This is a genomic window from Actinocatenispora comari, assembly GCF_017312725.1.
Taxonomy (GTDB): Bacteria; Actinomycetota; Actinomycetes; order Mycobacteriales; family Micromonosporaceae; genus Actinocatenispora; species Actinocatenispora comari.
Genome location: NZ_BOPO01000150.1, coordinates 116,797 through 140,155, shown reverse-complemented (window position 1 = coordinate 140,155; position 23,359 = coordinate 116,797). Strand labels below are relative to the sequence as shown.

The following is a 23,359-nucleotide window of genomic DNA, read 5'->3' as shown; positions in this document are numbered from 1 at the left end:
CGGGGGCGTGGGCAGACTGGGCGCATGACAGGTCTGACCGCCGAGCTCGTGGTTGATGGTCGCGTACCGCAGGACCCGGCGCTCGCCCCGAACGGGCGGCTGCTGTGCTACGTTCTCGCGCCCGGCAGCCGGGCCGGTGACCACCTCGACACCGAGCTCTGGCTCACCGACCTCGACGGCGAGGTCAGGTGGCGTCGGGCGACCGCCGACACGGCGACGGAGTCCCGGCCGCGCTGGTCGGCGGACTCGGGCACGCTGTACTTCCTGTCCGATCGGGCCGAGCGCGGCGTTCCGCAGGTGCACCGGCTCACCCTCGCCGGCGGCGCCGTGACCGCGGTGACCGACTGGCCCACCGGCATCGTCGATCACCTGCCGCTGGGCGATCCCGAGCTGGTCGCGCTGCTGGCCGAGGACGAGCCCACCGAACAGGACGTCCGCCGTGCCCGGGACCGCGACGACGCGATCGTGGTCGGCGCGCGGGAGCCGCGAAGCCGGTTGCGGCTGCTGGACCTGGGTACCGGCCAGCTCACCACGCCGCCGGTGTTCGTCGACCGGCACGTCGTGGAGCTGCGGCAGCGACCCGACGGCGGCCCGCTCGCCGTACTCACTCAGGCGAGCGCCGACCTCGACTACGGTCCCCGCACCGGGCGGGTGTACCTGTTCGACCCCGCCACCGGCGCCGCGGAGGACCTCGGACCGGTCGAGGCCGACGCGCAGTCGCTCGCCTGGTGGCCGGACGAGGACGGTTGGCACCTCGGGTACCTCGCCCTCACCCCACCGCTGCTGGCGGCCGGTACCGCCGTGTTCGACCTGGCCGTGGGCGGTGGCGCGCGGCGCAACCGGACCGCCGGTCTGCCGATGTGCCCCACCGAGCTGGTGCAGACCGAGGCCGCCCCGCTGGTGGTGTTCGCCGACGGGCTGAACACCACCCTGGCCCGGCTCGACCGCGACGGTCCGACGCCGCTGTCGCAACACCCTGGGCACCTCGACTCGCTCACCGCCACCCCCGCGGGGACGACGGTCGCGGCGCTGACCGGCGCCCGGTACCGGCCGACGAACGTGTACGTCGGCTCGCCCGCCGGGCCGCTGCGCCAGGTCACCGACACCCGGCCGGAACTGGACGGTGTCGCGTTCGGTACCCAGCGGCCGCTCGCCTACCGCGCCGCCGACGGCCTGGACCTGGACGGTCTGCTGGTGCTGCCGGTCGGCCGGAGCGCCGCGGACGGACCGTTCCCGCTCGTCACCATCGTGCACGGCGGCCCGTACGGCCGGTACGCCGACAGCCTCCAGCTGTTCTGGCATCCGAGCGCGCAGTGGCTCGCCGACGCCGGGTACGCGGTGTTCCTGCCCAACCCGCGCGGCGGCCAGGGCCGCGGGCACGAGTTCGCGGCCCGGGTGGCGGGGCGGGTCGGCGGGGAGGAGTGGACCGACATCCTGGCCGGCATCGACCGGCTCGTCGCCGAGGGCATCGCCGATCCCGACCGGCTGGGCATCGCGGGCGGGAGCCACGGCGGCTTCATGGCCGCCTGGGCGGTCGGCCAGACCGAACGGTTCCGGGCCGCGCTGGTCAGCGCCGGCGTCACCGACTGGGGCATGCTCGCCGCGACCGGGGAGAACGGCCAGTTCGAGGCCGCGCTCGGCGGCAGTACCGGCTGGTCCGGCACCGGGCCGCACCCGCACGACGCGGTCAGCCCCATCTCCTTCGCCGGCCGCATCCGTACCCCGGTGCTCATCCTGCACGGCGCCGAGGACACCAACGTCCCGCTCGGGCAGGCCGTGTACCTGCACCGGGCGCTGCGGCACTTCGGCGTCGAGCACGAGTTCGTGGTCTACCCCCGGGAGGGCCACTCGATCGAGGAACGCAACCACCAGCTCGACTTCCTGCGCCGCACCCGCGCCTGGTTCGACCGCTGGCTCCAGGGCTGACCGGTCGGGCCCGGCACTCGTCGCCGCACGAGGCGATGCCTGGTCCGTGACTCCTCGACGCCGGCGCACGCCGCGGTCCAGCCAGCCGACCGGGCCGGCGAGGCACCACCGGCGTCCGCGCGTGATCGGGCGGGCCGTTGGTAGGTTGCGGCCGTGACGGATGCGACGCTGGCGATCGACCTGGGTACGTCGAACACCGTCGCCGCGCTGCGTCGGCCGGACGGACGGATCGAGCAGCTGTTGTTCGACGGTTCCCCGGTGCTGCCGTCGGCGGTGTTCGCGCAGGACGCCGGGACGCTGCTGGTCGGGCGGGACGCCCTGCACGCGGCCGGTGCCGCGCCGGAACGGTTGGAGCCGAACCCGAAGCTCCGCATCGACGACGGCAGCGTCCTGCTCGGCGCCGAGGTGGACGTGCCGGAGCTGTTCGCCGCGGTACTGCGCCGGGCCGCGGAGGACGCCGACCGGTCCACCCCCGGCGACGTCGGTACGGTCGTCCTCACCCATCCCGCCGCCTGGGGCACCCGGCGCCGGCAGGTGCTCGTGCACGCGGCGCAACGGGCCGGGCTGCCGGAGCCGCACCTGCTCGCCGAGCCGATCGCCGCCGCGCACCGGCACCGGCCGGACAGCGCCGCCGGCTCCGGCGTACCGCTGATCGTGTACGACCTGGGTGGAGGGACGCACGACGTGTCCGTCGTCCACGCCGATCGGGTCCTCGCCTCCGACGGGCTGCCGGACACCGGCGGACTCGACATCGACGCCGCCATCCTGGCCCACCTGGACGCCACCTACCGGCACCGGGACCCCGATGCCTGGACGCGCCTGCGTCAGCCGGCCAGCGCCGCCGACCAGCGGCACCAGCGCCAACTGCTCGATCAGGTACGCACCGCCAAGGAACTGCTGTCCCGATCCGCGCAGACCTTCGTGCACGTTCCGTTGTTGGACCTCGACGCGCCGCTCGGCCGCGAACAGCTCGACGCGATCGCGCAACCACTCATCGACCGTACGGTTCGCGCCACCCGGGCGGCCCTGGCCACCGCGGGGCTCGAGGTGCCCCCGCGCGCCGCGCTGTACCTGACCGGGGGCGCCAGCCGGATGCCGCTCGTCGCCAGTACCCTGCACCGGGCGCTGCGCATCCCGCCGATCGTCACCGAACAGCCGGAGTTCGCCGTTGCCCACGGCGCGCTCCTCGCGGTCCACGCCGGTGCCCCGCATCGCCGGCCGGCCGGCCGCCCAGCCACCGCGCGGCCGACGCCGGTCCCGGGCGAAGCGTCGGACCGGCCCACAGGCGCGCCCGCCCCGCAAGCCACGGCCGCTCCCGACTCGCCCTTCCACCCGCCGCCGCGGACCGACGGGCAGGACGACGGCCAGGACACCCGCCGCGACGATGCCGAGGGGCTCTCGGTACCGGTCGGCGTGCTGGTACTGGCCGGTGGGCTGTTTCTCACCTTCATGTTGGTCTACGCAGCCGACCTTGCCTGGTGGGCGACGATCCTGTGCTGCCTGTTCAACCTGCTCAGCGCCGGCATCGTCTGGATCGCCGCATGGGCCCTGATGCTGCGGTTCGGGCGCGACGAGGCCAGGTCGATGCGCCCGGCCGCCGTCGTCGCCGTCGGGTACTACGTCGTCACGACGATCGCCCTGCTGGTACGGGCCAGCTGAGAGGGCACGAGCCGGGCGCCGAGGCGTTTTGACAGGCGTCGGCGGCTATGCGGGGAAGGCTCTCCAGTGCCCTTCGGAGACGACCTCGACCGTGCCGTCGGCGACCGTGATGGCGGTCTGGTCGTCGATCGCGTACGCGGGTCCGCCGAGGTCGGCGGCCCACCGTTCCGCGTCGGCCATCGTGTTGTCCGGCAGCTGTTCGTGGTCCAGGTGCGGGTAGATCGAGAAGTCGACGACCCCGAGCGTGCGGTCGTCCGGCGCGGCGGCCCAGTTGACGAAGTCGCTCCCGATTCGCGGTGCCATCACCATGCTGCCGGCGCTGAGCCCGACCCAGACCGTCTCCGGTAGCGACGCGATGAGCCCGGACAGCCCGGACTCCCGCATCCAGTGGTACAGGAACGTCGCCTCGCCACCGTCGACCAGCAACGCGTCGGCCTCGCGGACCCAGGGCACCCACCGCTGCGCTCCGATACTGGGCAGCGCGGTGAGTTCCAGGACGCCCAGGGACGCCCAGCCCAGGCCGGTCATCGGGTGCCACGGGGGCTCGCCGACGACGAAGTTGCGCACCGAGACGGGCCCGAGCATCGGTTGACCCCACTGCGCCGTGGGGACGCAGAGCGCACGGGACGCGGCGATCGGCTTGCCCAGCAGATCGACCAGCGCATCCCGGATGCTCTCGTTGGTGACGCCGCCGGAGGTGAGAAGCAGCTTCACGACGCCTCCCGAGTCGGGTGCGACGGATTCGGGTCGCGCGAACACCGCGGACGTGTCATCGCCTGGCTCCTTGTCTCGCGTGTGGCGCCTCGATCGGCGCCGTTCACCTGTTCCACGAACGCAACGGTCCGGATCCGACCACCCGGCCGGAGATTCGACGGATCTCCGCCTGCCCGCACCGTCGCGGCACCGGGGGAGAAGAAGATCAGGACGGTCACGCGTTCCTCGCGCTCGGTCAGGACCTGCATGAGGCCGAATCGAGCCGCAGGCAGCCGTCCTGTCGGTGCCCGGACCTAGCATGCCGAGCATGACGCGATATGTGGACGAAGACCTGCACGGAGCGGAATTCCGCGAGTGCGATCTGACCGGGGCACGCCTGATCGGCGTCGTCATGCAGGATGCCGTCATCGACGGGCTGGTCACCAACCTCGTCGTGAACGGTGTCGAGGTCACCGAGTACGTCGAGGCCGAGCTCGACCGGCGCCATCCGGTGCGGGTGCTGATCCGCTCCGAGGAGCCTGCCGACCTGCGCGAGGCAGCGCGTCGGCTCCACGCCGGCTGGACCGCCACGATCGAGCGGATCCGCCGCACCCCGGGCATCGAGCGCCGCAGCGTGAACGACGAGTGGTCGGCGGTGCAGACGATGCGTCACCTGGTCTTCGTCCACGACTCGTGGTTCCGCCGCTGCTGCCTGGGCTCGACGGAGCTGTTCACGCCGATGGGCATCGGTCCCACCGTCGACCCCTACCGCGAAGCGCACGGGATCGACCTCTCGCTCGATCCCAGCCTCGACGAGATCGTCGGCGTGCGTGCGGCGCAGACCGCGGAGCTGCAGGCCTGGCTCGACCAGGTCAGCGCCGCGCAACTCGCGGCGCCGGCACCGGTGCCCGACGACGACGTCTGGCCGCCGTACGCCCGGGGCCGCTCGGTGCGGCAGTGCCTCGGCACCGTGCTCAACGAGACCTTCGAGCACCACGGCTTCTGCGTCCGCGACCTCGACCTGATCGAGGCGCAGGACGCCGGGTAGAGCCGGTCACGGGCCCGGGGCCGCTCGTGCTGGCGACGGGTCCGCTCGCCTCGTCGGCGTCGGGTGCGTTCCGCACGGTCGACACTCGGCCGGGAACGACGCGGGCACTCGGCCGGGAATGGCACGGCCCCGCCCAGCGGCACGAGCCCGCGTGCGTGAGCTTCGACCTGAGCGTACGAACCGGCCCAGTGACAGGAATCCTGGCGGGTTGGGTCCGGTGGCTGGCGTGTGAGGTCCTCCCTCGCGCGCTCCGCCTGGCTCTACGGTTCGGTTGCGGGCCTGGATTTCCCGGCCCGCAGTCGACCGGATCCAGCAAGTGAGGAACGCATGCCCGCGAGAATGAAGAACCCGGCCTTCGTGCTGCCCGATGGCATGAAGGGCATCGGCAGCATCTTCAAGGCCGTCAACCAGGGCGGCCTGTCGCCCGAACTGCAGGAGATCGTCGGGCTGCGAGCCAGCCAGATCAACGGGTGCAGCGCCTGCGTGCACGCCCACACCCAGAACCTGATCAAGGCCGGTACCAGCAGTGAGCGGATCGCGGGAGTCGCGGCGTGGCGGGAGGCGCCGTGGTTCTCCGACGCGGAACGGAGCGCGCTGCAGTTGGCCGAGTCGATGACGCGGCTGGCCGACCGGTCGTCCGAGGCGGTCAGCGACGAACTGTGGGGCCGGGCCGCCGACCACTTCGACGAGAAGCAGCTGGCGGCGCTGATCCTGGTCATCTCGGTGACCAACCTGTTCAACCGCCTCAACGCCACCATCCAGGAGCCGGCCGGGGCCGCCTGGGGCTGACCGGGTTCCCTAGCAGCGTTGAAGGACACGACTTTGAGCACTCTCGACATGACGGCGATGTACGCCATGCACGACGCGCTGCGCCGGGACATGACGCATCTGGCCCGGTTCGCCGGCCAGGCCGGTGACGAGCCCCGACGGGTTCTCGCCACGGCCGTGGGCTGGGACCTGTTCAAGACCTCCCTGCACATCCATCACACGGCCGAGGACGACGCGTTGTGGCCGGCGATGCGGCAGCGGCTGGTCGACCGACCGGACGAGTTGGCGCTGTTGGATGCGATGGAGGCCGAGCACGCCGCGATCGATCCGATCCTGCAGGACATCGAGGCGGCGCTGGGCGAGCCGGAGGCGCCGGTGGGTGACCTGCTCGACGCGTTGGTCACCGCCCTCAACGGTCACCTCGAACACGAGGAAGGCGCGGCGCTGCCGGTGATCGGGGCCTTCCTGACGCCCGAGCAGTGGGGGCACTTCGGTCAGGTGCATGCGCAGCGGATCGGGCCGAACGCGCCGCGGCTGCTGCCGTGGCTGTTGGACGGGGCCGACGAGCGGGTACGCGCCACGATGCTCTCGCCGCTGCCCGAGCCGGCGTACCAGGCGTACCTGACGCAGTGGCAGCCGGCGTACGAGGCGCTGGAGTTGTGGCGCCGCGCGTGAGTCGCCGGGTGACCGCCGCCGGCACCGGATCGGGACGGCGGCGGTCACCGCTGGTGCCAGGGCGCGATCAGGCTGCTCGGAGCGCGCTGGGCGAACGGCCGTGCCATCGGTGGACCGCGCGACGCAGGGTGCGTACGTCGCTGTAGCCGACGCGGGCGGCGATCGCGGCGACCGGCAGCGGGCTGTCGCGTAGCAGCGTGGTGGCCACGTCACGGCGGGCTGCCTCCACCTCCTCGCGCCAGGTGGTGTGGTGCTCGGCGAGCCGGCGTTGCAGGGTACGGGTGCTGATGCGCATCCGGCGCGCCACCGCATCGAGAGAGACCTCGCGGCCGTCGAAGCTGCGCCGCAACACGGTACGGAAGCCGGCGTGCCAGGATCGGACCGGCCGCGACGCGGTGAGCAGCATCTCGGCGTGCCTGCCCAACACCTCGCCCAGTCCCGGCCGGAACTGGGGGATCTCGAGCCGACCGTCGTCGCTGCGCAGCGTCAGCGAGTTGTACTCGGCGTCGAACTCGATGCGGTTCGTGCCCAGAGCACGGGCAAGGTTGCCGTGCCGGCGCGGCGCGCGTTGGGTGAAGCTGACCTGCGCCGGGGTCAGCATCCGGCCGGTCGCGTCGCGGGAGCGGGACAGGTACAGCAGCATGGCGAACTGTTCGATCACGGCCGCGACGTCCGGGTCACCGGGGACGCTGTTGGCGCGTTGCAACCTCAGCAGCCCGTCGGCTTCGATGAGTTCGAGTCGTTCGACGGAGGGGTCGGCCAGGTTGCCGATGTGTGCGGTGGCCAGCCGGATGGAGTCGGCGAGGTCGTGGCCGGCCGTGTAGAGGTAGTCCCAGACGCCGAACGCGCCCAGTGGCAGCGTGCCGGCGGGAAACAAGTCGATGAAGGTGTCGTCCGGCAGCAGGGTGAACTCGCGCCACAGCTGGATCGCGCTGGAGGTCGACGGGCGGGCGAGTTCGTCTGCCAGCACGTCGTCGGCCAACTCCGGCAGCCGGGCCCGGACGCCCTCTCCGAGCCCAGCGCGACGCAGCGCCCCCAGCAGCAGCCCGGCCTGCCGGCTCGGGACCGTTCCGTCGATCACGGCGGAATCGTAGCCCGACGGATGGCGGGATCCGGTCGAACGAAAGGACGACTCGGGTGGTGCGAGCAGGGGCTCCGACACGCCGCTCGCCGCGATCTCGGCGACCGGTCTCGACGCGGGAATCGGCGCAACCACACCGGATCGTGGCGATCTGCCCGACCAGCGTGTCCACTGTGGATGGCCATGGCCGTCGAGGCGAGGACAAGTGGGGCACCGGTCGTCGGGGCGGGCAAGCGTCGCACGGACACCCCGATCGACACGTACTCCCCCGCCCGTTGCCAGCCATCGACCCGTAGCTGCTCTTTCGCTGGCGACGGACAAGGTGAGGGATCGGGCAGCCGTCGCCTCAGCGAAGGCGTTCAGCGGGAGGGCGCTGTTCGGTCACTCGATGCCTTCGACGATGCGGAAGTCGCGTTCGACGCCGTCGGACAGCGCGACCAGCGCCTCCTGGTAGGCCTCGCTCTCTTGTGCCGCGACGGCCTGTTCGAAGCTGTCGAACTCGACCACGACCGCGCGCTCGGCGATCCCGGCGTCGCGCGCGACGACCCGGCCGCCACGGACGAGGGTCCGCCCGCCCGCAGCCCGGACGGCCGGACCGGCCAGGCTGTTGTAGGCGGCCAACTTCTCAGGGTCCGAAATGGTGCGGTACACGCTGACCCAGTAGCCCTTTGCCACAGAAACCTCCAGTGTCGGTCGGAACATATCCGACGTCGCGTTCACGATGCAGGTCGGCCGTGCCCCGGGCGCCGTCGGACTCCCCGCACACCCATCGTCGCGAACGGATCTCCAGGTCCGACCGGGCCGCGCGCCGCCTCTTGCCGGATTGCCGGACAATATGACAACCTACTGCGAACAGCGAACGTGGAGGGCATGGTCGTGCATCGATTCGCGGACAGCACCGACGTGCCTCGCCGGAGGGGCTGCTGACATGGCGAGCCCGATCTCCGGCCTGGGCGCGAACATCCAGCGCCGGAGCACCACCGAGCAGGCCACCGAGGCCATCCGGCAGGCCATCCTGTCCGGCCGGCTGCCGCCGGGCACCCCGCTGCGTGAAGCCGCCCTCGCCGGCGAGCTCGGTGTCTCCCGCAGCACCCTGCGCGAGGCCGCGCGGACGCTGGAAGGCGAGAGCCTGGTCCACTACCAGATGAACCGCGGCATCATCGTCGCGGACATCACCGGGCCCGACGTCGCCGACATCTATGCTGCCCGCGCCGCCGTGGAACTGGTCGCGGTCGACGCCCTCACCGAGCACCGCGATCCGGCGATCTACCAGAAGCTCTCCGACCTGGTCGACCGGATAGAACGCGCCTTCGAGCGGGACGACACCACCGATGCGCTCGAGGGTGACCGGCTCTTCCACGCCACCCTGGTCGCGGCCACCGGCAGCCCCCGGCTGCGCCGCTTCCACCGCCAGCTCCAGCAGGAACAGCGCCTCGCCCTGGCGTTGGCCGAACGCTCCCGCCGCGAGCTCGGCCGTACCACGGACGACCACCGCCAGCTCCTCGACGCGCTGCACGACGGCCCCGACCACGCCAGGGCCGAGCTCACCGCGCACCTGCACGCCGGCGCCGCCGAACTGCGACGGCTACTCGACCTGCTCGCGAACCGGAACGAAGGAGAGACAGCCGATGGCTGACCACGGCACCGACAGCGGCTGGGATCTGGTCGTCACACCCTGGCACCTCGACGAGTACCTCCCCGCGTTCCCGATCCCCGACACCGCCGCCCAGGCGCCCCGCCCGGCCCTTCCTGCCGGCTCCGTCGCCGCCCGGATGAGCCGGTTGCACCGGGCCGCCCTCGACACGGTGGCGTCGGCCGCCAGGCCGCTGGTGCTCTCCGGCGACTGCCCCACCACCCGCGCCGCGGTCGCCGCCCTGCAGCGCCGCCATCGCGACCTGGCCGTGCTGTGGCTGGACGCGCACGGCGACTTCAACACCCCCGCCATCTCGACCAGCGGGTACCTCGGCGGCATGGCACTGTCCATGCTGACCGGCCGAACACCCGACCTGTTCGACGACCCGCTCGACCTGCGACCCGTCCCGGACACCAACGTCGTGCTCGCCGGCGCCCGCGACCTCGACCCCGCCGAGCGTGACGCCCTCACCGGCAGCCACGTCCACCGGGTGCCCGCCGATCCCGCCGCAGTGGTCTCCGCGCTCGACGAGCTGGGCCCCGTCCCCGTCTACCTCCACCTCGACATCGACGTCATCGACGGCGCCGAACTGCCCGGCGCGCGCTTTCCCTCCGGGCCCGGGCCCTCCCTCGCCCAGATCGCGGACTGCCTGGCCGCCGCCTGCGCCACCGCCGACGTCACCGCCGCCTACCTCGCCTGCGCCTGGCTCCCCGAACACGTCGACGACCACGCCACCCGCCGGACCATCACCCGCCTCACCACGGCGCTCGGCGCCAGCCTGACCTGAACCCGTACCCGGCTCCGGACACCGCAAGGCACTCGACGCGGCGGCCGGCCGGCACCGGTTCCGGGAGTCCGGAACCCTGCCGTCCGGACCCGTCCCGGGCCACAGCCGGCTGCCCGTCGGGCCGGTACGGCCCGGTGCCGACGGGCACCCGCGGGCGTCGCCGCGCAGGGCACCGCCTCCTGGGCGACTCGTGCCTGACTCGGCGGGGCTGCCCGAATGGGCGGTCATCCCCGAAGATGGGTGCACACGGCGTGCGGGGAAGGTGACGCGGGATGGATGGTGGTACCACGCTGGTCGGCCGCGCCGCGGAACTCACCGCGCTCGACGCCGCCGTACGGTCGGGGCAGGGCGGCGGCACCGTGCTCGTCGAGCTGGCCGGCGACCCCGGCATGGGCAAGACCCGGCTGCTGACCGCGCTGTACGAGCGGGCCCGCGACGGCGGCCTGCACGCCGTGCACGCCGCGGGCGCCCGGATGACCACCGGCGTGCCGTACGCGGCGTTGACCCCGCTGCTGCGCACCCTCCGGATCGGCGTCGACGGCAACGGTGGCGGCACCGACCTGACCCGCTGGGAGCTGTACCGGGCGGTGCGCGCCGCGTTCGACCGCCCGACGCTGGTGTGCCTGGACGACGCGCACTGGGCCGACTCGGCATCGCTGGACCTGCTCGGTCGGCTGCTGCTGGACCCGCCCGAGATCGGTCTGGTCGCGGCGGTGGCGCATCGCCATCGGCAGGACCCGCCGGAGCTGGCCGAGGCGCTCGGGCGCAGTGCACCGACCGTCGAGCGTCAGCTGCTGTCGCTGCGCCCGCTGTCGGTCGACGACGTCGGTCGCCTGGTCGGCCTTCCGGCCGGGCCGCGACTCACCGAGACCCACGCCGCGTCCGGCGGCAATCCGTTGTACGCCTTGGCACTGCGCACCGGCGTCGATGGTGGCGAGCCCGCCGCGGGGCCGGCGGTCGGCGCCCTGCGCGCCGAGATCGGCGGCCTGGAAGCCGACCAGACCACGGTACTGGGGGTCGCGGCGGTCGCCGGCGACGGCAGCCCGCCGAGCCTGGTACTCGCCTGCAGCCTCGACGAGGCGGGCGGCGGCAGCAGCGACCGGTACGAGGCTGCGCTGGACCGGTTGCAGCACCGCGATCTGCTCCGACTCGACGGCGACGGCCGCCTCTGGTTCCGGCATCCGGTGCTGCAGAGCCTCGCCTACCGGCAGCTGCCCGGTTCGGTGCGCCGCCGGCTGCACCGCCGGCTCGCCGCCGAACTCGGCCGCCGCGGCAGCACCGCGCCGGTACGGGCGCTGCACGTGGTGCGCTCCGCCCAGCCCGGGGACGTACCGGCGGCGCGGCTGCTGCTCGACTGCGCGCACCAGATCGGTCCGCGCGCACCCGGCGTCGCGGTGGAGTACCTGACGGCGGCCCGGTCGCTGCTCGGCCCGGCCGAACCGGACCTGGTCGCCACCATCGAGGTCGAGACTGCACGCCAGTTGATCGCCACCGGCGACCTGGGCGGTGCCGCGGAGATCCTGCGCGCGCCGGCGCCGGGCACCGAACCGGCCCGGCACGCGCTCGTGCGCGCCCGACTGTCCCGGCTGCTCGGCCGGTACGCGGAGGCGGTCGCCACGCTGCGGGCCGAGCTGGCGGACGCGACCGACCCGCGCCAGGTGGTGCTGCTCGCGCTGGAGGGCGCGATGTGCGCGGCGTTCGGCGGTTCGGCGGCGGTGACCGAGTTCGTGGCGCTCGCGCAACGGGCGGTCGGCGAGGTCAGCGACCCGGCGTACCGGGCGGCGGTGCAGGTGGCGCGGGCGTTCCTGACCTCGATGACGGGCGGCCCGGTACCCACCGATCTGGCCGCGGCGGCCGAGGCCCTGGACGCGTTGAGCGACGGGCACCTGGTGCAGTTGCTCGACCCGTTCGGGATGCTCGGCTGGACCGAACTGGAGCTGGAGCGCGACGCGGCGGCGCTGCGCCACTTCGACCGGGCCATCGCGATCGCCGATCGGGCCGGGCACGCCGATCTGCTGCCGTACCTGCTGGTCGGCCGCTCGTACGCGAGCAGCCGGCTCGGCGCGTTCGACACCGCGCTGGATGCCGCCCGCGACGCCGTCGACGCGGCCCGCCGGCTGGGCGGCGCCAGCGTCGTCCTGGCGGTGGCGTTCCAGGCTTCGGCGCGGGTGCACGTGTCCGGCCCGGCCGAGGCTGCCACGGTGGTGCGCGACTCCGGCGGCCGACCGCTGGGTACCGAGCGGGACTGGTTCGCCGAGATCGCCGCCCGGGTCGGGGCCCGCATCGCCGTCGCGGCCGGGGACACCGGTGTCGACGCCGGCACGCTGCTGCGCGCCTGCGGTGGCGAGACGATGGCCTGGGTCGAGGTGTGCAACCGGCCGTACTGGTGCACCGTGCTCAGCGAGATGTTCCTCGCCCGCGGCGACCGGGACCGCGCGCGGCACTGGGTCGTCGAGGCCGCCCGCCATGCGGCGCCGCTGGGGTTGCGCGGCGCCGACGCGCACGTGGCGACGGCGCGCGCCCGGGTACTGGCCGAGGTCGACCTGAACGCGGCCCTCGACGCCGCCGAGGACGCCGTCGCCGGCTTCGGTGCGCTCGGCTGGGCCCCGGACGAGCTGTACGCGCGGCTGCTCACCGCCACGCTGTCCGCCCGAGCGGGCCGCTGGTCGGCGGTCACCGACCAGCTGGCGCGCGCCCACCGGCTCGCCACGTCGATGCCGGCACCGTGGCTGCGGCGGCTGGTCGCCGGCACGCAACGCCAGTTGCAGTCGGCCGCCGGCCGGCAACCGGCGCCGGGCGCCCGCGGCGAGTTGACCCGGCGGGAGCGGCAGATCGCCGAGCTGGTCGCGGCCGGCGCCACGAACGCCGACATCGCCGCCGCGCTGCACGTGACCGTCAAGACCGTGGAGGCGCACCTGTCCCGGACCTACCGGAAGCTCGGGGTACGGTCGCGCGCGATGCTGGTCGACGCCCTCCACAGCGCGCCCCGAACCTGACCGCTGCCCGCGCACACCCGCTCGCGGCGCGCACCGCCCCGGCCGCCGCACCGGCGATGCGGTGCGGCGGCGGGGCACGACGATCAGCCGTACGTGCGGCAACCGCGGTCGGTGTCGCAGCAGCCGAACGTGTTCCAACCCTCGGTGTTGAGCATGACGCCGCCGAACAGCGTCGTCAGCTCCGGGTTCCCGGCGGGGTTCGTCTCGGCTGGCACCTCGGGGTCCTTCCAGGACCGCAGAACGTCCTCGGTGTCCATCGGTTCTCTCCCTTCGTCCGTCGCTTCGTCCGGTGGTACGGCCGGCTCAGCAGGCGCTGAGGCAGCTCCAGTGCACGCCGGTCTGGTCGGGGCAGCAGCCCCAGGTCAGCGCACCCTCGGTCGCGATCTGCTGGCCGCCCGCGGGGTCCGCCAACTCCACCCGCCCGGCGGGGTGGTCCAGGATGCTGGGCAGGTCCGGGTCCTTCCAGGACCGGACGATGTCCTCGGTCATGAGCTCTCCGTTCGCTGTCGGCTGGGGTACGGGAAGAATCGGATCGGTGCGGCGCCGGTCAGCAGAAGTCGGTCGGGCACAGCCCGCAGGTCGACTCGTTGGTGAACCCGCCGCAGCAGCCCAGGGTCGACGCGTGCTCGGAGCTCGGCGCCAGCCCTCCGTGCCCGGTCAGTGCCAACTCGCCCGCCGGGTTGTCCGGGCGGGTCACGGCGTCGGTGTCCTTCCAGCCGCGGATCGTGTCGTGCTGACTCATCACGGTCCCCTCTCAGCAGCAGCCCACGGTGGCACTGACCATGCAGGTGCCCCTGCCGACGGTGGCGTTGCACGAGGCCGGGCACACGCTGCCCCAGCTGTCGGCGATCATCCCGCCGGCCTCGGTCGCGAGGTCGATCTCGCCGGCAGGGCTGGCCGCGGCGGGCGTCGAGTCCGGGTCCTTCCAGGACCGGATCAGTTCGCTCATCGGATGCTCCTTTCGGTGTCACGAGACGGCACGGCGCCGTCCCGGGTCTCGGAATCGGCCGTACCGAACAGCTGCCGGTACCGGCCATGGGCGGCCACCAGCTCGTCGTGGCCGCCGCGCTGCACGACCCGCCCCCGGTCCAGGACCAGGATCTGGTCGGCACCGCGGATCGCCGACAGCCGGTGCGAGATGACCACCCGGGTCACCGCCAACCGCGCCAGCGCGGCGTCGACCTCGCGCTCGGTCTGCGGATCCAGGTGGCTGGTGGCCTCGTCCAGCACCAGCAGCCGGGGCCGGTGCACCAGCGCACGGGCGAGCGCGATGCGTTGCCGCTGGCCGGCCGACAGCGCGGTGCCCCCCTCACCGACGAGGGTGTCGTAGCCCATCGGCAGCGCCAGCACGTCGTCGTGCAGGCCGGCGGCTCGGGCAGCGCCGATCACCTCGGCGTCGGTGGCGTCCGGCCGGCTCAGTACCAGGTTGTCCCGGATACTGCCGTTGAACAGGGTCAGTTCCTGCAGCACCGCGCCGCAGTGCGACCGCAGGTCGGGCACGTCCAGCTCGGCCACCGCGACCCCGTCGTGGCGTACCTCGCCTTCGGTGGGCCGCAGCAGGCCCAGCAGCAGCAGTCCCAGCGTGCTCTTGCCCGAGCCGGTACGGCCGACCACCCCGAGCTTGCCGCCGGGCGGCAGGTCGAACCCGACGTCGGTGAGGATCGGCGGCTGGCTGTCGTGGTAGCGGAAACCCAACCCCCGCACCGTGATCCGGGTCGGCTCGTCGGCCGGCAACCGGACCGTACCGCTCTGCTCGGCCGGCGTGTCGAGCACGTCGAACAGCCGCTCCACCTGGGCCCGCACCGCGTGGTACAGCTGGCCGACACCGGCGAAGGTCTCCAGCGGCGACAGGATCGACAGCGCGACGGCGTTGGCGGCGAGCATCGCGCCCAGGCTCAACCGGCCCGACAGGACCATGCCGGCACCGAACCACAGCAGCGCCAGCGGGCCCAGCGTGCCGACCGCCCGCTGCGCGGCGCCGAGTACCGCCGTGCCGCGGCCACGGCGTACCATCGCCCGCTGGTACCGGTCGAACAGTCGCCGCCAGTGCGCGACGGCCCGCTCCTCCACCCCGTTGGCCTTCAGCGGGATCACCGCCTCCAGCGTCTCCACCAGGTAGCTCTGCTCCTCCGAGCGGGCGGTCAGCTCCCGCTGCGCCAGCACCCGCAGCCGCCGGTAGGTCGCGGCCAGTACCAGCGCCTGCGCGACGGCCAGCGGCACCAGCGGCAGCAGGTACAGCGGGGACAGCAGCACGACCGCGATCAGGTAGCCGATCAGCAGGAACCCGTCGACGATCATCGTCAACAGCTGCTGGCTCAACGTCTCCCGGGTGGTGGACACGCTCGACAGGCGCATCAGCAGGTCGCCGCGGCCGCGGTCCAGGAAGAACCCGATCGGCAGCCGGAACAGGTGCTTGACGAACCCGTGCGTCAGCTCCCGGTCGCCCAGCGCGCGCAGGGTCAGCAACGCCAGTCCGCGGGCCAGCGTCAACGCGCCGTACGCGACGCCCACCGCGACGATGCCGGCGCCGACGGCGGGCAGCAGATCCGTTCGGTGCGCCGGTACCAGGGTGTCCACCACCAGCTTGGTCAGCAGCGGGATGCCCAGCCCCAGCGCCTGCAGTCCCGCGGCGAACAGCACGGTCAGCGCGATCAGCCGCCGCCCACCCGGTACCGAGGCGAACTGGTGCAGGTAGCGCACCATCGGCGCGTCCCGCCACCGGGTTCGCCGCCGCTCCAACCGATCGGTGGGAGACAGCCGCAGCAGCACCCCGCCGTACTGGTCGTCGAACTCGGCGCGGGACAGCCGCTGCCGCCCGACCCCCGGATCCACCAGCGACACCCTCCGGTCGTCGGCGCGGACCACGACGACGAAGTGGTGCCGGGCCAGGTAGGCGATCGCCAGGCCGGTCAGCGGCCCGGCCGGCAGCCGGTCGGAGCGCTCCACGCCGACCGCCAGCCCCGCCTGCTCCGCGGCCGCGGCGATCGCCGACACCGACACGCCGTCCCGGCCGGTACCCAGCAGCGCCCGGCACTCCGGTACCGAGGTGTCCCGCCCGTACCGGCTGAGCACCATCGCCAGGCACGCGGCGCCGCACTCGGTGCGGGTCAGCTGGAACCGCAGCGGTACCCGGGTCACGGCCGTACCGCCAGCAACAGCACCGGCGCGATCCGGTCCGGCGCCGCGAGGCGCAGCAGCCCGTGACCGATGCCGGACAGCCCGGTCATCAACCCGGGGGTCGGTACCGACGACGGGGTGCCACAGCGCGGGCCGACCCGGTCCAGATGGGCCAGTACGGCCGCGGCGAGGCTTTCCCGGTGCCCGGCCGCGGACGTCACGCCGGCGCGGGCGGCGACGCTGAACAGCTCCAGGTTGCCCAGGTCACCGTGGCAGATGCTGTGGTTGCCGAAGTGGCCGAACACGGCCGTGGAGCGCACCGCGCGGGCCAGGTCGGTGTCCGTGTCGATGTCCCGCTCGGCGGGCGGCAACGCCGCCCGCGCCAGGCCGATGCCGGGTGCGCCGTGGCACCACGCGTGCATGTGCGCCACCTCGACCGGTTCGCTGCGCCGGGCCCACGGGCGGTCCGGCAACTGCCGCAGGTCCGGCCAGTTGTCCAGCTCCGGGCGAAACAGCGTCCGCTCGTAGGCGAGCGCCGCCCGGCCGGCGGCACGCGCGGCGGCGTCGCCGGTGCGCGCCGCGTACCGCAGCAGGGCCCAGCCGATCCCCGCCGCCCCGTGCGAGAACCCGACCAGCGGGGCGCCGGAGTCCATGGTGTACCAACCGATGCCGCCGTCGACCGGCACCGAGGTGTCGATCAGCCGGGCCGCGCAGGCCGCGGCGAGCCGGGCCGCCACCGTCCCGCCGACACCGGCGTCCAGCAGCGATTCGGCCAGCGCCAGGCAACCGGCCGCGCCGCCGATGATGTCGAGCGTCTCGTCCCGCTCGACCAGCCCGGTGACCCAGTCGAGGATGCCGGGCACCGGCGCGGCCAGCTCGGCATCGTCCAGCAGCCGCGCCGCCGAGGCCAGCGCGTAGGCCACACCGGTCGGCCCCGAGTACGGGCCGAGCACGCCGCGCACGTCGCCGTCGCGATCGAGCAGCGGCCGGACGTGCTCGACCTGGGCCGGCAACGGGCGCAACGCCGCCCGGGCCAGCTCGGCGTACCGCTGCCGGCCGGTGAGGTGGGCCAGCCCGGCCAGGAAGACCGCGACCCCGGGATAGCCGTTGTACAGGTCGGCGCGCAGCTGGGTGACCGTCCACTGGGTGTCCTGGACCAGGTCCATGCCGAGCCAGCCGACCCGGTCCCCACGCCGGTACGCCGAGTCGGCCAGCCGGTCGCCGATCGCCCGGGCGTGCGCCAGCGCGCGCTCCTGCACGCTCGCCGCCGGGTCGACCGCGGTGCGGGCCGACCGGGACGGCGTACCGTGACCGGTCTCCGCGCGGGTCGCCAGCGTCGCCTCGATGACCCACTCCTGCTCGGCGAGATCCGCCTCGCCCAACCGGTCGAGCACCCGCCGGGCACGGGCCAGCCCGGACTCCGGGAGCACCTCGGCGATCCGGCCGCCGTCGACGCGGTACAGATCGGTCGATCCGGCCCGGGTACGAAACAGCGGTACGTCGCCGTGCCACAGGTCGGTCAGCTCCGCGCCGACCAGCCGCAGCCGCGCCGGATCCGACACCGACGCCGCCCACAGCAGCCCGAACACCCGCTCCCGGTCCAGCGCGTCCCGGCCGACGTCGGGATGGCTGGACTCGGTGAGGATCAGCATGTAGTTGCGGGTGGCCCGCACGATGCACCGGGTCTCGTCGGCCGCGCACCGCTCGATCAGCCCGGCCAGCTGGTCCCGGTGCGCGGCCAGCGCCCGGTACCCGGCGCGGAAGCCGGCCAGCAGCTCCGCCGCGAACTCCCGGACATCCAGGTCCCGACCGGCCAGGGTGGGCCGGTTCTGGCTGCCCGGGAACTCGCGGTAGTCGCGCACCAGCCGCATCTCGTCGGTACCGGCGGCGTCGAAGGTCACCGACTTGAACGGCAGCACGCCGCCCTTGTCGCCGCCCATCCCGCCGACGTCGAGCACCCCACCGTCCGGCCCGTACAGCACGGCCGGCAGCAGGCCGGTACGGCTGACCGAGTCGCGCAGCGCGGCCATCGCCGGATCCCCGTCGGTGAACGCCGCGCCGGTGGTGACCGGCAGGTCGCCGTGGAACACCGACTCCAGGTCGACCACGACCGGGTCGGCCCCGCAGGCGATCACGTTCTCGTAGTGGAAATCCACCGCGGCCAGCACGTACAGCAGCGCGAGCAGCGCGCCCTGCCGCCGGAAGTACCCGCGGGCCTCGCCGGGGTCGGCGCACTCGGCGACCGGGACGAACTCCGTCCAGCCGTACCCGTCCGCCGACAGCACCCGCACCCGGCGCAGCGCGGCGTCCGGCAGCCGCTGCGAGTACCAGGCCAGGATGTCGTTGACGTGCTGGTGCAGCGCCAACGGCCGCGGCTTGTACACCAGCCGGGCGCCGGAGGCGAACCGCAGTACGGCGACCGACCGGCCCCGCTCGTGCGAGTCGCCGCCGCCCATCGCCACCTCGACCAGGGTCCCCGGCTCGCCGTCGAGCAACCGCTCGACCAGCGCCGCGCGGTCGTGCGCGAACCGGCCCAGGAACTCCGCGTACGCCTCGACCGCCTGGTCGGCGAGCGTGACCAGGGTCCGGCCCAGCACCGCGTACTCGTCGAGCAGCGCGGCGAGTTCGGCCGGGTCCGCGAGCAGCTCGGCGAACGACCAGAACCGGGCGGCGGCGTCCGGCCCCGACAGCCGGTCGGCGAGCCGCATCACGTTGAGTTCCAGGACCAGGATCCGGCTCGCGGCGTCCACCAGCTGCCGGCCTAGCACGGCCCGGAACGTCGCCAGCAACGCCGCGCCGTCCACGTCCGGCGCCCCGGTGTACTCGACCCGCCCGGCGAGCCGATCGGCGGCGTCGGCGACGAACGGCGCCACGATGGCGGCGAACGCGTCACGCCAGTCGTCGGTGCGGTCCACGCCGTGGTACGCCATCGCGCCGACGACGCGCTCGACCCGGGCCGCCCAGGCCGGCTTGCCGGCCCGCGCGGCCAACTCGTCGGCCGGTTCGGCGAGCAGGTCGAGCAGGCGCTGCTCGTCGATCCCGTACCCGGCCAGTACCGGGGCGACGGCGTCGTCGGTGACCTCCGGGTACGCCGTACGCCACCGGCTCAGCCGGCGCGCGGCCCGGTCACCGTCCGGGCTGCCCGGTACCGCCGGGGACGGCGCACCGGGCGCGGCGATCCGTTCGGCCAGCGTCAGCGCGCGGGCCCACCAGGCTCCGGTCAACGCCGGCCGCTCGCCGCGTTCCCACGGCAGTCCCAGTACCGGCAGGGGATGCTTGTCGACGGGCACGATGACTCCTCACGTGCGACGAACGGGATGCCGCGAACACGGCGGAAGGTGTTGCCGGGCAACCGAAAGATGGTGCGGCCCGGGTCGGGCGAGCGGGTGGCCGGCGGGCGGGGCCCGCCGGCCGGTCGACTCAGCTGCAGGTGACCCCGCAGGTCACGCCGCTGAGGCAGCAGTCGTCGCTGAGCCAGTTCCAGTCGGTACGCGGGGTGGCGATCATGCCGCCGTGCGCCGAGTCGAGTTCGATCCGGCCGGCCGGGTTCGACCCCCCCGGGGCGTCGAGATCCTTCCAGCCACGAATGGTCTGCTCGTGATCCATGTCCTGCTCCCAACCGCCGGCGCGGGCCGCCGACGGGATCACATCCTCGCCACGACGCGACCCACCCACCATCCGGGTGAACCCGCTAATCGGCCCTACAACCGCGCGGCGGCAGGCGGACAACCCGGGACGGATACGGGCGATACGGTCCACCCGCGAACGGCACCCGGCAGCTGTCGATGCCCGCGCCGCCGGTCTTCGCGTCGTCGCCCGCACGACCCGGTCTGGACGCGACGCGGGGACGGACGAGGATCAGCCGACCCGCTGGGCGAGGGAGACGATGATGCCCTCGGGCCCACGCACGTAGGCCATCCGCCAGGCCTGCTCGTACTGGCCGACGCCTCCGACGAGGTGGTACCCGTCTGCGACGACCTGGTCGATGGCGGCATCGAGGTCGTCGACCTCGAAGGCCACGTTGCGAAGCCCGAGCGTGGTGGCCATCGCGTCCGGGACGCCCGGTTCGTGATCCGGCCGGACAAAGCTCGAAAGCTCCACCGTGGTCCCGCCGCCGGGCGCGCTCAGCATGACGATCTGGGTGCGCGAACCGGGGATGCCGATGACGGTGTCGAGAAACTCCCCCTCGACGGTCATCGGTGCCCCGTGCGACTCCAGGCCGAGGCGGACGAAGAACTCCGTCGCCCGGGCCAGATCAGCGACGGTGATTCCGACATGGTCGAAGGCACGGATGCGCGGCCCGGCAGGCGTTCCGCGGTCAGGCTCGGACCGGTCGGCGTTCAGGTCGTTCATCGTGCTCTCCTCATCCGGTGGCTCACCCTCGGCCGAGCCGTCCGGCAGGCGGCACGGCGTTCCGCGGGTACTGCCACGCATCGCTGGGGCGTTCTCTGGTCGAGCGCCGCGGGTGGCCCGCCTAGAGCCAGCCTTGCTCGTTCGCGATGATCACCGCGTCCGTCCGGTTCCGCGCACCGAGCTTGTCCGTCGCCGAGGCCAGGTAGTTGCGGACCGTCCCGTAGGACAGGAACAGTGCGTTCGCGATGTCACGGGGGTTCGCGCCGCTGGCATGGAGTCGCAGAACCTCGGTCTCCCGCGCGGTCAGGGGGCTCGGCCGGGTTTCGATCGCGGCGATCGCGGCATCCGGATCGACGACACGTCCCCCGGAGGCGACCGTACGGATGGCGGTGATCAGCTCCCGTGCCGAGGTGTCCTTGGCGAGAAACCCGGCGACGTGGGCGTCCAGGGCGGCCCGGAGGTTGGCGGGCCGGGCGTGCGCGGTCAGGATGAGTACCCGGCAGGCCGGCAGTGCGATGGCGAGGTGACCCGCGGCGGTCAGCCCGTCCGTGCCGGGAAGGTCGATGTCGAGGAGCGCGACGTCCGGCACCTGCTTGAGGGCCGCGGGAACGATCTCTGCGCCGGTGCCGACATCGGCGACGACGGTCAGTCCGTCCTCGAGGTCGAGGACGGCGACGAGGGTGTCGCGCAGGATGGCCGAGTCCTCGGCGACCAGGACGCGGATCATGCTCGCTCCCCCTTCCCAGCCGGCACGCTGGCGGCAACCTCGAATCGGCCCCCTTCGAGCCTGGTGCGCACCGATCCTCCCAGACGAGCGGCACGCGCGGCGATGTTGGCAAGCCCCCTCCCCTGCGTCACCTCACCCCCGCGTGCCGCGCCGTCGTTGGCCACCAGAAGGGACAGCTGCCCGTCCCGGCAGGCGAGCTCGATCCGGCACTCGCGCGCCGTGCTGTGCCGCAGGACGTTCGTCACGGCCTCGCGCAGGATCGACGCGATCTCCGATTCGACCGCGGCTTCGGCGGAGAGGTCCGCGCGGACGATCGTGGTCACCACGTCGGCGGTGGTGAGCACGTCCTCGGCGGTCGCCAGCTCCTCGTCCAGTGCCAGGTTCAACGTGCCGTCCACGAGAGCGGACGCGTCGGAGCTCACCGTACGGGCGACGTGCAGCATGTGGACGATTTCGCGCCGCGCCCGCCCTTCGTCCCGGTCGAGGAGGGTGTGGGCGAGGTCGCTCTTGAGCGCGATGGTCGACAGCCCGAGGCCCAGGGTGTCGTGGGCGTCCTGGGCGATCCGAAGTCGCTCCTGGGTGACGGCGGCCTCGGCCAGTTCTCGTCGGGCGAGATCCAGTTCGGCGGCGGTCCGGTGAAACCGGGACAGCCCGTACACCAACAGGCCTCCTGCCGCCAGCGTCGTGACGGCGTAGCAGGACCACCGGATCTGCAACGGCAGCCCGACGAGGTCGGAGGGACCGACCGCGGTGAGGATCGGGATGCAGATCGCGACGAGGCCGAACAGCACCCACCGGATGGGGCGCTCGATCAGCAGCAGGATGCTGCCGCTGAGGTATGCCACGAACACGATGCTCACCACCCCGAAGATCGGGTAGGCGACGAAGCAGAGCACAGCCTGCACTCCCAGCGTCCATGGCCACCCCGCCGGACGCTCGTCGTCGGGGCGGAACCGGGAGTGCCGCAACTGGAGCGCGACCATGACCGCCGCGACCGACACCGCGAGCACCGTGGTCGCCGGACGTGCGGTGGCACCGCCCTCCGCGGGGAAGACGAGGTTCAGCAGGTACTGGCCGGCGAACAGGAGCACGACCGCGGTGACGACCCGGCGCGCCAGGGCGGGGGTGACCCGCTCGATCCGGTCGATCGAAGCGAGGGCGGGCGAGGCAGGCAGGTCGATGACGATTCGCCGCGCCGATGCCGAAGCCGTACGGGCGGCATCTGCCGCCCGCCGCAGTGCTGTCCGGGTGGCATCCGATCTGCCGTCGAGTGCATGGCGGACCTGTGCGCGCACCTCGTTGAGGTGGTAAACGATCGCCCGGCGAACATCGGTCGCGGCAGCGAGTCGCTGCGCCGCCACCGCCGCGTCGGCGAGGGCGTCCTGAGTGGATTCCAGGCGCTCGACCAGTTCCAGCAGCCGGGTCAGGCCGAACACTCCCAGGCTGACGTTCCCGAAGACGATCAGCATCCATCCGGCCGCGTTCACGCTCGGCCGGTACGGCAGGCCCACCGTCAGCCACAGGGTGATCTCGGCGAGCGCGAGCGCGCCGAACAGCCACCGGCGCCACGGCGGGCGCACGAGCAGCAGCACCAGGGCACCCAGCAGGCCGGAGACGCCGCCGACCCAGGAGCCCTGGAAGACCGCGAACCCGAGGTACGTCACCGCGGCCTGCCCGAGCAGAAGCCACCAACGCCCCTTCCGCCAGGGCGCCCGTGCCCAGCCGCTCGCGTACCAGAACGGCAACACGAAGCACAGGGCGACGAACGGCAGGTACCGGAGGTCGGGATGGGGGTTGGCGTCGGCAAGCTTGCTGACCAGCAGGCAGCCGAGGTACGCCAGTACCAGGGTCCTCGCCGCCGCGGTGCCGTGGTGGTTGGCGCGTCGCGTGGCGGCC

At 73.4% G+C, this 23,359-nt stretch carries 21 protein-coding genes; 8 read left to right on the top strand and 13 right to left on the bottom strand.

Annotated features, from left to right (window positions below):
* Positions 1-24 precede the first annotated feature (24 nt).
* Together NUM_RS36115 and NUM_RS36110 are read left to right on the top strand one after the other, a co-directional pair.
* Entirely contained in the window at positions 25-1,926 is a 1,902-nt protein-coding gene (locus NUM_RS36115) for a S9 family peptidase (RefSeq protein ID WP_207129426.1), read from the top strand.
* A 153-nt stretch (positions 1,927-2,079) separates the two neighbouring features.
* Entirely contained in the window at positions 2,080-3,585 is a 1,506-nt protein-coding gene (locus NUM_RS36110) for an Hsp70 family protein (protein WP_207129425.1), read from the top strand.
* 45 nt (positions 3,586-3,630) lie between these two features.
* Here NUM_RS36110 and NUM_RS36105 read toward each other — a convergent pair whose 3' ends face one another.
* Positions 3,631-4,299 carry a Type 1 glutamine amidotransferase-like domain-containing protein gene (locus NUM_RS36105; RefSeq protein WP_207129424.1) on the bottom strand — a complete coding sequence of 223 codons (669 nt, stop codon included), beginning with the start codon at positions 4,297-4,299 and terminating at the stop codon, positions 3,631-3,633.
* 307 nt (positions 4,300-4,606) lie between these two features.
* Here NUM_RS36105 and NUM_RS36100 point away from each other — a divergent pair, with 307 nt between their 5' ends.
* From NUM_RS36100 to NUM_RS36090, 3 genes are all read left to right on the top strand, one after another.
* Positions 4,607-5,326, top strand: coding sequence for a DinB family protein (locus tag NUM_RS36100; RefSeq protein ID WP_207129423.1), 720 nt, complete (start codon positions 4,607-4,609; stop codon positions 5,324-5,326).
* A gap of 327 nt (positions 5,327-5,653) precedes the next feature.
* Positions 5,654-6,115, top strand: coding sequence for a carboxymuconolactone decarboxylase family protein (locus tag NUM_RS36095; RefSeq protein ID WP_207129422.1), 462 nt, complete (start codon positions 5,654-5,656; stop codon positions 6,113-6,115).
* 33 nt (positions 6,116-6,148) lie between these two features.
* Complete coding sequence (locus NUM_RS36090) at positions 6,149-6,769, top strand: hemerythrin domain-containing protein (RefSeq protein WP_225919071.1); 621 nt, start codon at positions 6,149-6,151, stop codon at positions 6,767-6,769.
* Positions 6,770-6,836: 67 nt separating this feature from the next.
* Here the strand turns inward: NUM_RS36090 and NUM_RS36085 are convergent, their stop codons facing one another.
* Both NUM_RS36085 and NUM_RS36080 read right to left on the bottom strand, forming a co-directional pair.
* Positions 6,837-7,850 (bottom strand): AraC family transcriptional regulator, encoded by a 1,014-nt coding sequence (locus NUM_RS36085; protein WP_207129421.1) that lies wholly within the window; start codon positions 7,848-7,850, stop codon positions 6,837-6,839.
* Positions 7,851-8,231: 381 nt separating this feature from the next.
* A complete protein-coding gene (locus tag NUM_RS36080; RefSeq protein ID WP_207129420.1) occupies positions 8,232-8,525 on the bottom strand; it encodes a DUF1330 domain-containing protein in 294 nt (97 codons plus the stop codon).
* Positions 8,526-8,778: 253 nt separating this feature from the next.
* Between NUM_RS36080 and NUM_RS36075 the strand changes: the two genes are divergently transcribed.
* From NUM_RS36075 to NUM_RS36065, 3 genes are all read left to right on the top strand, one after another.
* A complete protein-coding gene (locus tag NUM_RS36075; RefSeq protein WP_207129419.1) occupies positions 8,779-9,486 on the top strand; it encodes a GntR family transcriptional regulator in 708 nt (235 codons plus the stop codon).
* Complete coding sequence (locus tag NUM_RS36070) at positions 9,479-10,270, top strand: arginase family protein (protein ID WP_207129418.1); 792 nt, start codon at positions 9,479-9,481, stop codon at positions 10,268-10,270. The genes NUM_RS36075 and NUM_RS36070 overlap by 8 nt, the downstream gene beginning before the upstream one ends.
* A gap of 272 nt (positions 10,271-10,542) precedes the next feature.
* Positions 10,543-13,266 carry a helix-turn-helix transcriptional regulator gene (locus NUM_RS36065; protein WP_207129417.1) on the top strand — a complete coding sequence of 908 codons (2,724 nt, stop codon included), beginning with the start codon at positions 10,543-10,545 and terminating at the stop codon, positions 13,264-13,266.
* Positions 13,267-13,349: 83 nt separating this feature from the next.
* Here NUM_RS36065 and NUM_RS36060 read toward each other — a convergent pair whose 3' ends face one another.
* The 10 genes from NUM_RS36060 to NUM_RS36015 form a co-directional block, all read right to left on the bottom strand.
* A complete protein-coding gene (locus NUM_RS36060; protein ID WP_207129416.1) occupies positions 13,350-13,523 on the bottom strand; it encodes a hypothetical protein in 174 nt (57 codons plus the stop codon).
* Positions 13,524-13,569: 46 nt separating this feature from the next.
* Positions 13,570-13,755 carry a hypothetical protein gene (locus NUM_RS36055; RefSeq protein WP_207129415.1) on the bottom strand — a complete coding sequence of 62 codons (186 nt, stop codon included), beginning with the start codon at positions 13,753-13,755 and terminating at the stop codon, positions 13,570-13,572.
* 58 nt (positions 13,756-13,813) lie between these two features.
* A complete protein-coding gene (locus NUM_RS36050; RefSeq protein WP_207129414.1) occupies positions 13,814-14,008 on the bottom strand; it encodes a hypothetical protein in 195 nt (64 codons plus the stop codon).
* 12 nt (positions 14,009-14,020) lie between these two features.
* Entirely contained in the window at positions 14,021-14,215 is a 195-nt protein-coding gene (locus NUM_RS36045) for a protein-tyrosine phosphatase family protein (RefSeq protein WP_207129413.1), read from the bottom strand.
* Positions 14,212-16,404, bottom strand: a complete 2,193-nt coding sequence (locus NUM_RS36040) for a peptidase domain-containing ABC transporter (RefSeq protein ID WP_207129412.1) — start codon at positions 16,402-16,404, stop codon at positions 14,212-14,214. The genes NUM_RS36045 and NUM_RS36040 overlap by 4 nt, the downstream gene beginning before the upstream one ends.
* A complete protein-coding gene (locus NUM_RS36035; RefSeq protein ID WP_207129411.1) occupies positions 16,401-19,673 on the bottom strand; it encodes a type 2 lanthipeptide synthetase LanM family protein in 3,273 nt (1,090 codons plus the stop codon). The genes NUM_RS36040 and NUM_RS36035 overlap by 4 nt, the downstream gene beginning before the upstream one ends.
* 130 nt (positions 19,674-19,803) lie before the next feature.
* The gene (locus tag NUM_RS36030) at positions 19,804-19,989 is read right to left on the bottom strand and encodes a hypothetical protein (protein ID WP_207129410.1); all 186 of its coding nucleotides are present in this window, start codon (positions 19,987-19,989) and stop codon (positions 19,804-19,806) included.
* Between the two features lie 252 nt (positions 19,990-20,241).
* Positions 20,242-20,736, bottom strand: coding sequence for a VOC family protein (locus NUM_RS36025; RefSeq protein WP_207129409.1), 495 nt, complete (start codon positions 20,734-20,736; stop codon positions 20,242-20,244).
* Positions 20,737-20,857: 121 nt separating this feature from the next.
* Positions 20,858-21,463 (bottom strand): response regulator transcription factor, encoded by a 606-nt coding sequence (locus NUM_RS36020; RefSeq protein ID WP_207129408.1) that lies wholly within the window; start codon positions 21,461-21,463, stop codon positions 20,858-20,860.
* The gene (locus tag NUM_RS36015; protein WP_207129407.1) at positions 21,460-23,127 is read right to left on the bottom strand and encodes a sensor histidine kinase; all 1,668 of its coding nucleotides are present in this window, start codon (positions 23,125-23,127) and stop codon (positions 21,460-21,462) included. Before NUM_RS36015 ends, NUM_RS36020 begins: the two co-directional genes overlap by 4 nt.
* Positions 23,128-23,359: the final 232 nt, after the last annotated feature.

Excerpts from the sequence above, each read along its gene's own strand:
- NUM_RS36045 (WP_207129413.1), bottom strand. The coding sequence starts at position 14,215 with ATGAGCGAACTGATCCGGTCCTGGAAGGACCCGGACTCGACGCCCGCC.
- NUM_RS36100 (WP_207129423.1), top strand. The coding sequence starts at position 4,607 with ATGACGCGATATGTGGACGAAGACCTGCACGGAGCGGAATTCCGCGAG.
- NUM_RS36115 (WP_207129426.1), top strand. The coding sequence starts at position 25 with ATGACAGGTCTGACCGCCGAGCTCGTGGTTGATGGTCGCGTACCGCAG.
- NUM_RS36050 (WP_207129414.1), bottom strand. The coding sequence starts at position 14,008 with ATGAGTCAGCACGACACGATCCGCGGCTGGAAGGACACCGACGCCGTG.
- NUM_RS36075 (WP_207129419.1), top strand. The coding sequence starts at position 8,779 with ATGGCGAGCCCGATCTCCGGCCTGGGCGCGAACATCCAGCGCCGGAGC.
- NUM_RS36025 (WP_207129409.1), bottom strand. The coding sequence starts at position 20,736 with ATGAACGACCTGAACGCCGACCGGTCCGAGCCTGACCGCGGAACGCCT.
- NUM_RS36070 (WP_207129418.1), top strand. The coding sequence starts at position 9,479 with ATGGCTGACCACGGCACCGACAGCGGCTGGGATCTGGTCGTCACACCC.
- NUM_RS36065 (WP_207129417.1), top strand. The coding sequence starts at position 10,543 with ATGGATGGTGGTACCACGCTGGTCGGCCGCGCCGCGGAACTCACCGCG.
- NUM_RS36020 (WP_207129408.1), bottom strand. The coding sequence starts at position 21,463 with ATGATCCGCGTCCTGGTCGCCGAGGACTCGGCCATCCTGCGCGACACC.
- NUM_RS36055 (WP_207129415.1), bottom strand. The coding sequence starts at position 13,755 with ATGACCGAGGACATCGTCCGGTCCTGGAAGGACCCGGACCTGCCCAGC.
- NUM_RS36095 (WP_207129422.1), top strand. The coding sequence starts at position 5,654 with ATGCCCGCGAGAATGAAGAACCCGGCCTTCGTGCTGCCCGATGGCATG.
- NUM_RS36030 (WP_207129410.1), bottom strand. The coding sequence starts at position 19,989 with ATGGATCACGAGCAGACCATTCGTGGCTGGAAGGATCTCGACGCCCCG.
- NUM_RS36060 (WP_207129416.1), bottom strand. The coding sequence starts at position 13,523 with ATGGACACCGAGGACGTTCTGCGGTCCTGGAAGGACCCCGAGGTGCCA.